Origin of the sequence: Salinivibrio sp. PR932, assembly GCF_001996125.1 — a bacterium.
Lineage (GTDB): Bacteria > Pseudomonadota > Gammaproteobacteria > Enterobacterales > Vibrionaceae > Salinivibrio > Salinivibrio proteolyticus.
In genome coordinates, this window is record NZ_MUFM01000002.1 from 151,808 (window position 1) to 166,328 (window position 14,521).

Genomic DNA, 14,521 nt, shown 5'->3' on the forward strand with positions numbered 1-14,521 from the left:
GAGTTTTATGTCTGAGCCACGTTTCGTCCATTTACGTATTCACAGTGATTTCTCCATGGTCGATGGGTTGTCCAAAGTCCCGCCACTGGTTAAGAAAGTGGCCGAAATGGGCATGCCTGCGATGGCCTTGACAGACTTTAGCAACCTTTGTGGGTTGGTAAAGTTCTATAACACCGCGAATAATGTGGGTGTGAAACCTATCATTGGTGCCGATTTTAAGGTGCAGTCGGAGGCGTTTGGCGATGAATTATGCCAGCTGACCCTTCTTGCCGCGGATAAAGCGGGGTATAAAAACCTCACTTTACTGATTTCCAAAGCTTACTTGCGCGGCCATGTTCAACATACGCCAGTGATCGACCAAGAGTGGCTGGTAGAACACGCTGACGGGTTGATTGTATTATCTGGCGGTTGCCGAGGAGACTTGGGCAAAGCTTTACTGAAAGGCAATAAAGCGCTTGCTGAAGAGTGCGCCCGTTTTTATCAAGCCCATTTTCCCAATGCTTATTACATGGAGCTCGTTCGCACCGGACGTCAGGATGAAGAAGTGTACCTACACTTTGCGGTCGACTTTGCCACCGAGCACGACCTGCCAGTGGTGGCGACGAACGAAGTGTGCTTTATCTCGCCCGACGAGTTTGACGCCCACGAGATCCGCGTGGCCATCCACGATGGTTATACGTTAGACGACCCACGTCGCCCGAAAAACTACAGTGCCGAGCAATATCTGCGCACCGAGCAAGAGATGTGCGATCTCTTTGCGGATATCCCAGAAGCATTGGCAAATAGCGTGGAAATTGCCAAGCGCTGTAATGTGCCGGTCAGACTTAATGAATACTTCCTGCCGAACTTCCCAACCGAAGGGATGGAGATTGATCAGTACTTGGTCAAACGCTCCAAAGAAGGCCTAGAAGAGCGACTGGCGTTTCTCTTCCCTGATGAGAAAGAGCGCGCCCTCAAGCGACCTGAATACGACGAGCGCCTTGACCGTGAACTCGGCGTGATTAACCAAATGGGCTTCCCTGGTTACTTTTTGATCGTAATGGAGTTTATCCAATGGTCAAAAGATAACGATATTCCGGTGGGACCCGGACGGGGTTCAGGAGCCGGCTCCTTGGTTGCGTACGCCCTTAAAATCACTGATTTGGATCCGCTAGAGTTCGATCTGCTTTTTGAGCGTTTCTTGAACCCAGAGCGGGTTTCCATGCCCGATTTCGATGTCGACTTTTGCATGGATAAGCGTGATTTGGTGATCGACCACGTGGCCGAAATGTACGGCCGGGATGCGGTATCCCAGATCATTACTTTCGGTACCATGGCGGCCAAAGCGGTGATCCGAGACGTGGGTCGTGTATTGGGCCACCCCTATGGGTTTGTTGACCGTATTTCTAAATTGGTGCCGCCCGACCCGGGAATGACGCTGGCAAAGGCGTTTGAAGCTGAACCGCAGTTGGTTGAGGTTTACAACGCAGACGAAGAAGTTAAAGCGTTGATCGACATGGCCCGCATGCTCGAAGGGGTGACACGTAACGCAGGTAAGCACGCGGGCGGGGTGGTGATTTCACCGACGACGATTACGGACTTTGCACCGCTATATTGTGACAGTGAAGGGCACCACCCTGTCACCCAGTTTGATAAAAACGATGTTGAGACGGCCGGTCTTGTGAAGTTTGACTTCTTGGGGCTGCGGACGCTGACCATTATCGACTGGGCGCTGGGAATGATTAACCCTCGCTTACAAGCGCAAGGCAAAGATCCTATCGATATCGCGGCGATTCCGATGGCCGACCAAGCATCATTCGAGATGCTACGTAAGGCAGAAACGACTGCTGTGTTCCAGCTGGAATCGCGGGGCATGAAAGAGCTGATCAAGCGTCTTCAACCAGACTGTTTTGAAGACATGATCGCACTGGTGGCTCTGTTCCGCCCAGGCCCATTGCAATCAGGGATGGTGGATAACTTTATCGACCGTAAACACGGACGAGAACAAGTCTCTTATCCCGATGAAAAGTGGCAACATGAGTCACTGAAAGAGACCCTTGAGCCGACCTACGGCATCATCTTGTATCAAGAGCAGGTGATGCAAATTGCCCAGATCTTAGCCGGGTATACGCTCGGCGGCGCCGATTTGCTGCGTCGTGCGATGGGTAAGAAAAAACCCGAAGAAATGGCCAAGCAGCGCGACATCTTTGAAAAAGGCGCGATCGCAAACGGCATTGATGGCGAACTTGCCATGCGTATCTTCGACTTGGTGGAAAAGTTTGCCGGTTATGGTTTCAACAAATCACACTCCGCCGCTTATGCCTTGGTCTCTTATCAAACACTGTGGTTAAAGGCGCATTATCCGGCTGAATTCATGGCCGCCGTTATGACCGCGGATATGGATAACACCGATAAAGTTGTCGGACTGGTGGAAGAGTGCCGTCGCATGAAACTAACGGTGCTCCCCCCTGATGTGAACGCGGGTTTGCACCGCTTTACCGTCAATGACAAAGGGGAGATTGTCTACGGTATTGGCGCGATTAAAGGGGTGGGTGAAGGACCGATCGACAATATTGTCGCGGCGCGAGAGCAAGATGGCTACTTCCGTGACTTATTTGATTTCTGTGCGCGCATTGATACTAAAAAAGTCAACAAGCGTGTGATTGAACGCTTGATTCGCGCAGGCGCCATGGATAGGCTTGGCCCTCATCGTGCGGCAATGATGGCATCACTCGATGACGCTATTCGCGCGGCCAGTCAGCATCATCAAGCCGAGTCTTACGGACAAACGGATATGTTTGGTGTCCTCACGGATGCCCCGGAAGAGGTCGAGCACGCTTATGCGAATGTGGCACCTTGGCCAGATAAAGTGTGGCTGGAAGGGGAGCGAGAAACCCTAGGGCTGTATTTGACCGGCCATCCCATCAATAGCTATCGTAAAGAGCTTAAACACTATGTGACATGGCGATTGGAAGACGCGCATGCCACTAAGCGTGATGTGGTGTCTACGGTCGCCGGTCTTGTGATTGCTGCGCGTGTCATGACCACCAAGCGCGGTTCACGTCTTGGGATCTTAACCCTCGATGATCGCTCGGGCCGTATGGAAGTGATGCTTTTTTCTGACGTACTCGACAAATATCTCGATCTGGTTGAGAAAGACAGAATTCTGGTGGTCTCAGGACAGGTCAGCTTTGATGACTTCAATGGTGGGCTTAAAATGACGGCCCGTGAAGTCATGGACATCAGCCAAGCGCGAGAAAAATATGCGCGCTGTTTGGGCATCTCTATCATGGAAGAGCAAATTGATGCCCCGTTTTTTGAACGGTTTCATGATACGTTGGCACCTTACCGCTCAGGGACTGTGCCAGTGAATCTTTATTACCAGCGCCGTGATGCACGGGCGCGGTTACGTTTAGGGGCGGAGTGGCGAATTACCCCCGCTGATGAACTGATCGATAATTTAAAAGGCTTGCTTGGCGACGAGCAGGTCGAATTAGAGTTTAACTAAGCTTAGCTGGTGACGCCTCGCGTACACCGGCGGTGACCAATAGGATTCTCTTGGTATGAGTCTTAACTTTTTAGAATTCGAACAACCGATCGCAGAGCTAGAAGCTAAAATCGAAGCCCTTCGCGCTGTCTCCAAGCGTGGCGGAGAAGATGCGGTTAATCTCGATAAGGAAATTGAACAACTGGAAACCAAGAGTCTTGAGCTTACGCGCAAGATCTTTGGTGATTTAGGGGCGTGGCAAGTGGCACAACTGGCGCGCCACCCTCAACGTCCTTACACCTATGATTATGTCGATCTTATCTTTCACGAGTTTGATGAGCTGGCGGGCGATCGCGCCTATGCGGATGACAAAGCCCTAGTAGGCGGTATTGCGCGCTTAGAAGGGCGTCCGGTGATGGTAATTGGTCACCAAAAAGGCCGTGATACCAACGAGAAGGTAAAGCGTAATTTTGGTATGCCAAAGCCTGAAGGATATCGCAAAGCATTACGCTTGATGAAAATGGCAGAGCGATTCAACATGCCGGTGATCACTTTTATTGATACTGCTGGTGCTTACCCTGGCGTGGGGGCAGAAGAGCGTGGTCAGTCAGAAGCCATTGCACGTAACTTGAAGGAAATGGCGGGCCTGACAGTGCCGGTGATCTGTAATGTGGTTGGTGAAGGCGGCTCAGGCGGTGCCTTGGCGATCGGTGTTGGTGACTACGTCAATATGCTTCAGTATTCGACATACTCAGTGATTTCGCCCGAAGGCTGCGCCTCTATTTTGTGGCGCGATTCGGCCAAAGCACCGCAAGCGGCAGACGCAATGGGGATGACTGCACCACGCTTGAAAGAGCTGGGCTTGATTGATGCCGTGATTGAAGAGCCTCTAGGTGGTGCGCATCGCGATATGAAAGCGACGGCACAAAGCATTAAACAAACCTTGATTAGCCAGCTCGCGGATTTGGAAGCATTGGATACTGAAAGCCTACGCGACCGCCGATATCAGCGTTTGCTCAGTTATGGTTACTGCTAATTGCCACTCGGCAATCGAGCACAATGAAAGGGCCTAATGGCCCTTTTCTTTTTGCTACGCGCCAGCAACAATAGGCGCAGACTCACAATGACAGATGCTTATGCTCATCCAATACCTGACAGACACGCTGGCGCCGTTAACGGCTCAGCCACGACAAATTCTTTTAGCCCTGAGTGGGGGATTAGACTCTCGGGTACTGCTGGATCTATTGGCCAGTTATCGCGACCAGCATCCGCAGCACGACTATTCTGTGTGTCATGTTCATCATGGTTTGCAGGCCGATGCCGATAAGTGGGCGGCACAATGTCAGGTTTGGGCGGAGCAAGCGGGTTTTTCCTTCATCCTAAAACATGTCACTCTCGACCCTGAGTTAAGCACAGAGCATGCAGCTAGAGAGGCACGCTATCAAGCCTTTCAAGGGTTACTCCAACCCCATGGACTCGTTCTTACCGCGCAACACAGCGATGATCAAATCGAGACCTTCTTTTTGGCATTGAAGCGAGGAAGTGGTCTGGAAGGATTGGCGGGAATGCCCACTGTGAGAAAACTCGGCAAAGGGCTCTTAGTCCGTCCTTTGTTGGCAGCGTCGCGGGCGCAATTGCATCACTACGCGCGTCAAAAAGGGTTGGCATGGGTGGAAGACCCGAGCAACCAAGATACACACTTTGATCGTAATTTTATCCGTCAACAATGGCTCCCAGAAGCTGACGCGCGTTGGCCGGGGTTTCGCACTGCCGTGCAACGCACGCAGCAATTATGCCAAGAGCAAGCGGCACTCTTAGCAACATTTGTCGCCCCTTTGGTCGAAAACGCCATCGATACGGACAACAGTTTGTCTTTGGCGCATCTCCCTCTTACGGATCTTGCTCTGTGCCGAGCGATGTTACGACACTGGTTGAAGTACCATGATCTGATTTTAACTCAGGCCCAGCTTAATACCCTGATCCAGGATGTGGTGCAGGCAAGAGCGGATGCTAACCCGCAACTGTCGGTTGATGGAAAGAGCATTCGTCGTTATCAGCAGCGTTTGTATCTTATTGCTGACTCTGCGGATGTCACTGCATGGCAAGGTAAACTGACGCCACAATCACCACTACATTTGCCGGATGGACTCGGGCGTTTGGTGCTTCTTCCTTATACAGAGCGCGCGCAAGGATTGGCATTAGGCTCTCTGCCACAATCTTGGCTATCAGTGCAGTTTAATCCCAGCGGGTTAAGCGCCCATCCTGCCGGGCGGCAAGGCCGTCGTAAACTCAAGAAGCTTTATCAAGAATACGGTATTCCAAGTTGGCAGCGGCGTCGCTTGCCAATCCTTTGCGACGAGCGCGGTGTAATCGCAGTGGCGGATTGCTTTGTCAGTCAAGCAGCGGCCGGAAAGGTATGGCGTTTAGTCTGGGAGCGAGAAAACACTGCTTAACATATCCCTTACCCGCCAATTATCTGTCTGCTCATAAAACCACCAGTCAGATAAACGACACTTGCTAAAATTGTCCGAATTACTTAATGTACTAGTCTAATGATACATTGAGGTAAAGAAGTAATGGCATCGAGTCGTGAATTATTTGGCACCCGAATAGGCTTTGTCCTTGCTGCAGCCGGCGCGGCTGTGGGACTAGGCAATATTTGGGGGTTCCCAACGCAGGCGGCGAGCAATGGGGGCGGCGCATTTTTATTAGTCTACTTACTGATGATCTTACTCGTTGCTTTTCCTATGTTGGTCGTGGAAATGGCGATTGGTCGTCATGGCCGCGCTAACCCGTTGGACAGTATGCGTGCGCTGAGTGATAACCCTCTTCTGAAGCGTTTTGGCAGTGGCGTGGGGCTAATTGGCTTGGCCGTACCTTGTATGGTTTTGGCGTTTTACAGCATTGTAGGCGGATGGTTAGTCTCTTTTTTATTGGCTGCAGTGGCAGACATTTTCCAGTTTTCAGACGCATCCGCTTGGTTAAAAGGCTTCTCAGCATCACGTAATCTCTTTGGGGCGGTGGTGTTTTATGTGCTCACCATTGTGATCGTACAGGCGGGGGTTAAGCAGGGGATTGAGCGTTGGTCAACCCGTCTCATGCCCGCGCTGTTTGTCCTCTTTGCTGCGATGTTTGTCTATATCATGACGCTACCCGGCGCGACAGAAGGCTTAAAGCACTACCTGATCCCCGACTTTAGCAAAGTGATGGACAAAGATTTGCTATTAGCAGCCATGGGACAGGGCTTTTTCTCTCTGACCATAGGCGGGTGCTCCATGTTGATTTATGGCTCGTACCTTAGCCACAAAGAAAACCTGCCGAAAATGGCACTGAGTGTCACTTTGGTCGATACCGCAGTGGCGGTAATTGCCGGACTAGTGGTGTTGCCAGCGATGTTTGTTGCCATGCATCAAGGCGTTGAGATTTACGCGCAAGACGGCAGTTTGCTCAGTGCCGATACCTTGGTGTTTACTGTGTTGCCTTTATTATTTGAAAGTTTAGGCGCGGCAGGCCCGTATGTGTCTCTCGTCTTCTTTTTGCTGATGACCATCGCGGCACTGACATCCTCGATTTCTATGCTGGAGTGTCCTGTAGCGCTGGCCAGTGAGCGCTTGGGCTCAAGCCGAAAAATCACCAGCTGGGTGTTAGGGGGTGTGATTGCGCTCTGCAGTGCGGTGATTGTGTTTAACTTCGGTGCGCTATTTGGCTTAGTTGCGAAGGTGGCGACCCAATATTTCCAACCTTTTGCGGCGCTCCTTTTCTGCCTATTTGGTGGTTGGATTTGGTCGCGTGATCGCAAGCTAGCTGCATTGCGCGAAGGTTATGATGATATTGAGCAGAGTCTGTTCTGGAAAATCTGGCCTGTGTATGTGAAGTTTGTTTGTCCTGTGTTGGTTGCCACAGTGTTGTGGGTCTCACTTGGCTAAAGGCGAATGATGGCACGAAAAAAAGCGGACATTAGTCCGCTTTTTTATTGCTGTTTAACAGACAAGGCGAGATGAGTTAACGGAACTGTTTGGCGTCTTCTAAATACGTAAAGCCAGCATCCGCTAAGCGCGCACACAAGGTCTCGCGGTCGATATCATAGTAACGCACTAAGTCCTCTAAACTGGCAAACTCATCACGTAGCTTCATGTTAATAATGCTCATGAGCATGACAGGATCCATCGAGGCATAGTTTTTCAAATCCATCTTAATCCTCGTGATCGCTAATCAATAAATTGGCAGCAGCAAATGCGGCTTGTTCACGACGAGCTGGCGAAACACTCTCGTCACTCGCGATATCATTTAATGCTTTCAGCGCGCAGCTGATAGCTGCAGGAATGTAGCCTTGTTCGCCACTGCCAATCTCGGCATAGCGCTGGCGGATGAGTTCACAGCAATCTGCAACTTTCATAATGGATCTCCTCAATAGTACTGCACGCACTATAGCGAAAGGAGAGCCGTCGAGGAAAGGGTTAGCGAGCGCGTTTTTGGCGATACATGCTCTGATCGGCACGCTCATAAAGTGAAACACTGTTATCGCCTTTACGATATTGGGCATAACCAACCGACGCGCTGATATCGTGCGCGCTGAGTAATCGGTCATTGGTGACCAGATGTTTGACTCTATGGGTGACATTGGCGACTGAATCATCACCGGCGGGCTGTAGCAACACCGCGAATTCGTCACCGCCTAAGCGATAACAGCGGTCGCTACCACGCACGGCCTCTTTGACCAGCAGCGAAAAACGACGAAGCACTTTATCACCGTCTAGGTGGCCATAGTTATCATTGACTTGTTTAAAGTTATCCATATCGAACATCATCATGACCAAGCCAATATTTTGCCGCTCACAAACTGCAACCGCGTGCTGCAAATCCTGCTCAAAGCTGGTTCGGTTGTGCAGTCCGGTTAATCCATCCAGCAGTGCCATGTTCTTTACACGGGTATATTCAACCGCATTGGTCAGCGGACCGGCAAGCAACTTATGGTAGGTGTGTAATAGGCTAATTTCATCCGGATCAAGTTTATACGGAGTGGAGTACTGCAGCACCCCTAATGGTTGCTTATTAAATTTAATCGCGAAGGTTTGGCGGAAAGTATGTTGCTCACCCCGACGGATAATGTTTGAGATTTCGTCGTGCTCCCAAATGATACGACCAATATCAATCTGCTTTTCTACCTCTCGTGCATACACCTCAAACAATACCTTGATATCGAGGTGTCCTTGCAGTTTTTGTAGCAACAACAAACGCTGATCAGCACCCAGCGGAACTTTACGCGGGGCGATGCCAGAGTGTGTGAATTGCTTTAAATGCGAGGCAGTCATTAATAATCAACAGCTATCTGATTTGTGGGTCATGCTGAATAAGCAGAATCCATGCCAGCCTATTATCAAGGCGAAGAGACGTCGTTTGGCTGCGATCTATCTCGTTCTTTTTGGATGACTATTCTATCAACAAGGAGAGGATTTGGGATCTGTGATTCTGTGCGTCTTGGTAGCCGATGTCAATTAACTGGCGAAGATATGCCGGCTCGAACAATAAATAACTGGCAAAGGTGGCATCTTGTGAGGCATTGATGCCTAAAAACCTTAATAGGGCGCGTGCGGCAAAGGGCATATGACGATAAAACCGCTTGGCCACGGGCTCGAAAGGGACCGATGGACGCAGGTGTAAGACATTCACTTTTCTTAATCCTAGCTGGTGGCGCTGCGCGTCGTTCAGGGCAAGGTGAATTTGGTTCATGCGCTGCAAGTTTTCTAAATCGGCAGACAAGGTATCAGCAAATATTGCGTTCATCAGGTGACCGCCCAGCATCGCGAGTCCTGGCGCTGACGGGTCGATATTGCCAGCAGTGCGAATACCTGTGGTTAAATCCAAAATGAGGATCCGTTCCGCACCCATTTTAATCGCCGGTCGCAAAGGGGCGATTTGGTGAATCGCACCATCCCCATAAAACTCATGGCCAATGCGTGAGGCAGGGAATACAAAGGGAATGGCTGAAGAGGCCAGTAAATGCTCTGTCGAGAGTTGACTGCGTCGGCCGACAGCCCTTGCCCGCTCCCACGGCAAAATACTGGTATCGCCTTGAAAAAAACTGACTGATTGGCCGGTTTGATAGTTGGAAGCGGTCACCGATAGGCCATGAAGGTGCCCGGACAGTAACTGATAGTTTAACTTATTAAAATTAATGGTTTGATTAAGCAATTCACGCAATGGGCGATTATTTAACAGGCCAAAAGGTGAAGTGGGTTGATAGCGTGATTGAAAGCGTTGTCCTGTTTGGCTAGCGAGGTGACTTAACAAGCCAATAGGCTGACTGGCAAAAATACGCGACGTATCGAGCCGATGCCATAGCCATGACAACTTTTTGACACCCAGTCGAAAAGATGACGCATAGCTAGCCAGAGACACCGCATTGATTGCGCCGGCAGATGTGCCGGAATATATCGTAAATGGACTGGTATGAACGCGAGGATACCATTCAGCAATGGCAGCCAATACACCGACTTGATAGGCCGCACGCGCACCACCACCAGTCAGAACGAGAGCGATTTTAGGCTTGTGTGTAGGCATATAACCGACGACGTTAAAAGGCTAACAGCTTGATTATAGTTACTTCACGCGCCCTGTTGCACGTTGGTCATCACAACATCCGTTTCTTTTTCACCACAGATAATGAGGTTGAAAATCATTATCAATTCGATCTATGGTGAGGAGGTCAATTAATCGATGGAGTGACAAGATGACTTATTCGTTTCCAGATTTACCTTATGCCTATGATGCTCTCGAACCGCATATTGATGAGGCGACCATGCGCATTCATCACCAGCGTCACCACAAAACCTATTTCGATAAATTCGTGGCCGCGATAAAAGAGACAGACCGCGATGGTGAGCCGGTTGAGGATTTGTTTCGAGATATCTCGTCGCTGCCAGCAGCAATTCGTAATCATGGGGGCGGATATTATAACCACCTGATTTACTGGCAATCGATGACGCCGAATCCTAAGCCTGCGCCAGAAGGCGCACTCTACGATGCGATTATCGAGACCTTCGGCTCACTTGATGCATTTAAAGAGGTTTTTAGTCAGGCGGCAATTGGTCAGTTTGGTTCAGGTTTTGCGTGGCTGGTGGTGAAAGAGGATGGCCAGCTTGCGATCACCTCAACGGCTAATCAAGACAATCCATTGATGGATATTGCAGAGGTCAAAGGTGAACCGATTTTAGGGTGTGATGTCTGGGAGCATGCTTATTATCTTAACTACCAGAACAAACGCCCTGACTACGTGAACGCGTGGTGGAAGGTGGTGAATTGGTCATTTGCCGAAAAAGCCTATCAGCAAGCGATCGGTTAAAAAAATGCCCCGCAACGCGGGGCATTCACTCATTACACGATAAGGCTTAAGCCAGTTTTGCTTGGATAAACGACAAGGCGTCGTCGATAGCGAACGGCACTTTCTCACCGTCGCGGCGATGCTTATATTCAAACACGCCATTATCCATGCTGCGCTCACCGATTACGATGGTATGCGGTACACCGACTAGCTCAATGTCTGAGAACATTACCCCGGGACGTTCTTTACGATCATCAAAGAGTACCTCGATACCGGCAGCTGTCAGATCAGCGTAAAGCTTTTCAGCCGCTTCGCGGACACGCTCAGACTTGTGCATATTCATCGGCACAATCGCAACGGTAAACGGTGCAATCGCGTCTGGCCAAATGATGCCATTTTCATCATGGTTTTGTTCAATCGCAGCGGCAACTACACGTGTCACACCAATACCATAACAGCCCATTTCTAGGGTTGTATTTTTGCCATCTTGGCCGAGGACGCCTGCGCCCATTTTTTCCGAGTAGTTGTTACCCAACTGGAAAATATGGCCAACTTCAATACCGCGCTTAAACATCAAGGTGCCTTTGCCACATGGGCTAGGATCGCCTTCAACCACATTACGCAAATCGGCAACTTGGCCAAGTTCAACGTCACGGCCCCAGTTGATGCCAAAGTAGTGTTTGTCGTCAATGTTGGCACCGGCGCCGAAATCATTCATTACCGCGACGCTGCGATCGACAATAAATGGCGCAGGAAGATTGACCGGACCTAATGAACCGGGACCGGCACCGACCAAGGCGCGAATTTCTTCTTCTGTCGCAAAGGTTAATGGCGCCGCAACTTCAGGAAGGTTTTCTGCCTTCACTTCGTTGAGTTCATGGTCGCCGCGGATAATCAGCGCGATCAGGTCGGCGTCTACTTCATCAGAGGCCTTAACAAACAGGGTCTTGACGGTTTTTTCGATCGGCAACTTAAATTGCTCAACCAACTCGGCAATGGTTTTTGCATTTGGCGTGTCGACCAATTCCATCGCTTGGGTTGGCGCCTCAGCCTGATCTTTAGGCGCGAGTGCTTCTGCCTTTTCGATGTTGGCGGCGTAATCGGACTCGGTGGAGAAAGCAATCAGGTCTTCTCCGCTACCAGCAAGTACGTGGAACTCATGTGACGCTGAGCCACCAATCGCCCCGGTGTCTGCCAGTACCGCGCGGTAATCAAGACCCATGCGATCGAAAATGGCGCAGTAAGCAGCACGCATTTTCTCGTAGCTTTGCTCCATACCCGCTTTGTCGATATCAAAGCTATATGCATCTTTCATGATAAATTCACGTGAACGCATCACGCCAAAGCGTGGCCGCACCTCATCACGGAATTTGGTTTGAATCTGATACAGATTGATCGGCAGTTGTTTATACGAGTTAATCTCGTTGCGCACCAAGTTAGTAATCACTTCTTCATGCGTAGGTCCAAGTACAAAGGGACGTTCGTGACGATCAGCGATGCGAAGCAGTTCCGGACCAAACTTTTCCCAGCGTCCTGTTTCTTGCCATAGATCTGCAGGCTGTACCACTGGCATAAGCGTCTCGACAGCGCCTGACTTGTTCATTTCTTCCCGTACGATGCGCTCAACTTTTTGTAGCACTCGTACACCGGTCGGCAGCCAAGTGTATAGACCTGAAGCAAGTTTACGAATCATACCTGCGCGCAGCATCAGCTGGTGGCTGACAATTTCTGCGTCGCTAGGGGTTTCTTTCAAAGTAGAAAGCAGATATTGACTGGTACGCATTTAAAGTTATCCGTTGATATTAGCGATCAATAATAAGTAGGGCATATTAACAGCGCGGGGGAGTTTCGACAAAAGCTTCTATGGCCTCAACGTGAATCTGGTCGTCAGACACCATGAAACGCACATTGAAATCGAACAGGTGGACGGCATAGTGCTTAGTATCTGGCTTGCCCTTTTTATAGGCAGGGCGAGGGTCTTGTGCGAGCACCTCTTCAATCACTTGGCGTTGGTATATACCCTCAGGATGTTGAGAGAGTGTCGCGAGGGCAGGGTTGGAGAAATGCACCGGCATCAAGTCAGGCTTTTGCTGAGCAAACCCGCCCTGAGCACTATCAAGACAGTCAGAGTAGGGGATATAAGGTTTGATATCGATAATTGGCGTTCGATTGACAAGATCGCACCCCCGTACGACTAACCGAACTTGACCCGGCGTAGACTCAACGCGAACCAGCTCTACCGCTGACATGCCGATACCATTAGGACGAAAGGTCGCACGACTGGCAAAGACGCCGACTCGCTCGTTTCCACCCAAACGCGGGGGGCGAACTGTCGGGGACCAACCTTTATCTAAATTACGATCGAACAAGAATAGTAACCAAAGGTGGGAAAACTGCTCAATGCCTCTCACTGCATCAAGCTGATTCGCGTCATCACGCAACTCAATATATGCCAAGGCACTGGGTGCTAGGCCCGGTTGTCGCGGCACAGCAAACTTTTCTTTAAACGGAGAAATCAAGGTGCCAACAGGAGAGATAGAGAAAGTATCTTGCATAGGGTGAAGTTCGGTTAATAGACGCACGCTAATCTTAACACGCGAGTTTCATTGAGTATGCAAAGATGCAAGCAACCACGCAGCATGTCATAATTATCGCCTAACACTGAATGAGGAATTGTGAGTGAGTTTTCCCGCTGTTTTTATTGATCGCGATGGTGTGGTCAATGTCGACCACGGCTATGTGGCGGATATCGATAATTTTGAGTATATCGAAGGAGTGTTCGACGCATGCCGCGCCCTAAAAGAAAGAGGGTATCTATTAGTGCTGGTGACCAACCAAGCCGGTATCGCCCGTGGTTATTACTCTGAGCAAGACTTTTTGCAGCTGACGGAATGGATGGATTGGAACTTTGCCGACAAGGGCGTGGACTTTGACGGTATTTATTACTGCCCACATCATGCCAGTGAAGGGGTCGGTGAGTATCGGATTGATTGCGATTGTCGCAAACCCAAGCCGGGTATGTTGATTGAGGCTCAGCAAGAGCTCGATATTGATATGTCACGCTCGGTGATGGTCGGTGATAAAGCCGATGACATGAGGGCTGCACAAGCTGCCGGTGTGACTACCCGTATTCTCGTGAGATCAGGAAAGCCTGTGACCGAGGAAGGGGAATCGTTAGCAACCTGCGTGGTGGATTCCATCGCAGATGTCCCAAGTGCATTGAGCTAATTCACACGAGCCTATCAGAATCACACTTTTGTACCTTTTTGGTGATAATTTGTTCTAACGGTTAATTTTGTTGAAAAAAAGACTTGCGACTTAAATTTATCACCCTATAATTCGCTCCTCGTTGGCACGGCAAACCGCGCTAACAAACGGCAGCAAAGCCAAGTAAACAAAAAGCTTGACTCACTGCCTCGGTGGCGTAAAATGCCACTCCCGCTCAAGATTGAGCGACGCTCTTTAACAATTTGACCTATGCAATCTGTGTGGGCACTCGTTGAGAATAGACAAAAAGATTTATTCGATGAACTGAGTGACCAAACGACAACTTTTATAGTTGTTCGGCACAGTCAATTCGTTTTTCTCTTCGGAGAKAAACAGTAATCAGTATTCATTGAGCTGAAACTTCGGTTTCGAAAAAACTTTAATTGAAGAGTTTGATCATGGCTCAGATTGAACGCTGGCGGCAGGCCTAACACATGCAAGTCGAGCGGAAACGGCAGTATTGAAGC

General features: G+C 49.9%; 12 protein-coding genes and 1 rRNA gene. 7 read left to right on the plus strand and 6 right to left on the minus strand.

Annotated elements, in window-relative coordinates; genetic code table 11:
* The first annotated feature begins 7 nt into the window (after nt 1–7).
* The 4 genes from dnaE (at nt 8) to BZG84_RS01595 (ending at nt 7,392) form a co-directional block, all read left to right on the plus strand.
* Nucleotides 8–3,487: a DNA polymerase III subunit alpha gene (gene dnaE, locus BZG84_RS01580; RefSeq protein WP_077677946.1), complete on the plus strand. Its 3,480-nt coding sequence runs from the start codon at nt 8–10 to the stop codon at nt 3,485–3,487.
* A 55-nt stretch (nt 3,488–3,542) separates the two neighbouring features.
* Nucleotides 3,543–4,502 (plus strand): acetyl-CoA carboxylase carboxyl transferase subunit alpha, encoded by a 960-nt coding sequence (gene accA / locus BZG84_RS01585; protein WP_069588627.1) that lies wholly within the window; start codon nt 3,543–3,545, stop codon nt 4,500–4,502.
* Between the two features lie 100 nt (nt 4,503–4,602).
* Nucleotides 4,603–5,919 carry a tRNA lysidine(34) synthetase TilS gene (gene tilS / locus BZG84_RS01590; RefSeq protein WP_077677947.1) on the plus strand — a complete coding sequence of 439 codons (1,317 nt, stop codon included), beginning with the start codon at nt 4,603–4,605 and terminating at the stop codon, nt 5,917–5,919.
* A gap of 123 nt (nt 5,920–6,042) precedes the next feature.
* Nucleotides 6,043–7,392, plus strand: a complete 1,350-nt coding sequence (locus BZG84_RS01595; protein WP_069588629.1) for a sodium-dependent transporter — start codon at nt 6,043–6,045, stop codon at nt 7,390–7,392.
* A gap of 76 nt (nt 7,393–7,468) precedes the next feature.
* Here BZG84_RS01595 and BZG84_RS01600 read toward each other — a convergent pair whose 3' ends face one another.
* From BZG84_RS01600 to BZG84_RS01615, 4 genes are all read right to left on the minus strand, one after another.
* Nucleotides 7,469–7,657, minus strand: coding sequence for a DUF4250 domain-containing protein (locus tag BZG84_RS01600; RefSeq protein ID WP_069588631.1), 189 nt, complete (start codon nt 7,655–7,657; stop codon nt 7,469–7,471).
* Between the two features lies 1 nt (nt 7,658).
* Nucleotides 7,659–7,862 carry a YaeP family protein gene (locus BZG84_RS01605; protein ID WP_077480452.1) on the minus strand — a complete coding sequence of 68 codons (204 nt, stop codon included), beginning with the start codon at nt 7,860–7,862 and terminating at the stop codon, nt 7,659–7,661.
* A gap of 61 nt (nt 7,863–7,923) precedes the next feature.
* Nucleotides 7,924–8,778, minus strand: coding sequence for a GGDEF domain-containing protein (locus BZG84_RS01610; RefSeq protein ID WP_069588634.1), 855 nt, complete (start codon nt 8,776–8,778; stop codon nt 7,924–7,926).
* 118 nt (nt 8,779–8,896) lie between these two features.
* Nucleotides 8,897–10,027: a patatin-like phospholipase family protein gene (locus BZG84_RS01615; RefSeq protein ID WP_077480453.1), complete on the minus strand. Its 1,131-nt coding sequence runs from the start codon at nt 10,025–10,027 to the stop codon at nt 8,897–8,899.
* Between the two features lie 169 nt (nt 10,028–10,196).
* Between BZG84_RS01615 and BZG84_RS01620 the strand changes: the two genes are divergently transcribed.
* Nucleotides 10,197–10,808 carry a superoxide dismutase gene (locus BZG84_RS01620; RefSeq protein WP_077480454.1) on the plus strand — a complete coding sequence of 204 codons (612 nt, stop codon included), beginning with the start codon at nt 10,197–10,199 and terminating at the stop codon, nt 10,806–10,808.
* A 46-nt stretch (nt 10,809–10,854) separates the two neighbouring features.
* Here BZG84_RS01620 and BZG84_RS01625 read toward each other — a convergent pair whose 3' ends face one another.
* Together BZG84_RS01625 and tsaA are read right to left on the minus strand one after the other, a co-directional pair.
* A complete protein-coding gene (locus BZG84_RS01625; RefSeq protein WP_069588640.1) occupies nt 10,855–12,570 on the minus strand; it encodes a proline--tRNA ligase in 1,716 nt (571 codons plus the stop codon).
* A 46-nt stretch (nt 12,571–12,616) separates the two neighbouring features.
* Nucleotides 12,617–13,342, minus strand: coding sequence for a tRNA (N6-threonylcarbamoyladenosine(37)-N6)-methyltransferase TrmO (gene tsaA / locus BZG84_RS01630; protein WP_077677948.1), 726 nt, complete (start codon nt 13,340–13,342; stop codon nt 12,617–12,619).
* 124 nt (nt 13,343–13,466) lie between these two features.
* Here tsaA and gmhB point away from each other — a divergent pair, with 124 nt between their 5' ends.
* Both gmhB and BZG84_RS01640 read left to right on the plus strand, forming a co-directional pair.
* Nucleotides 13,467–14,015 carry a D-glycero-beta-D-manno-heptose 1,7-bisphosphate 7-phosphatase gene (gene gmhB, locus BZG84_RS01635; RefSeq protein ID WP_077480456.1) on the plus strand — a complete coding sequence of 183 codons (549 nt, stop codon included), beginning with the start codon at nt 13,467–13,469 and terminating at the stop codon, nt 14,013–14,015.
* 419 nt (nt 14,016–14,434) lie between these two features.
* Nucleotides 14,435–14,521, plus strand: a 16S ribosomal RNA gene (locus BZG84_RS01640); the annotation flags it as partial.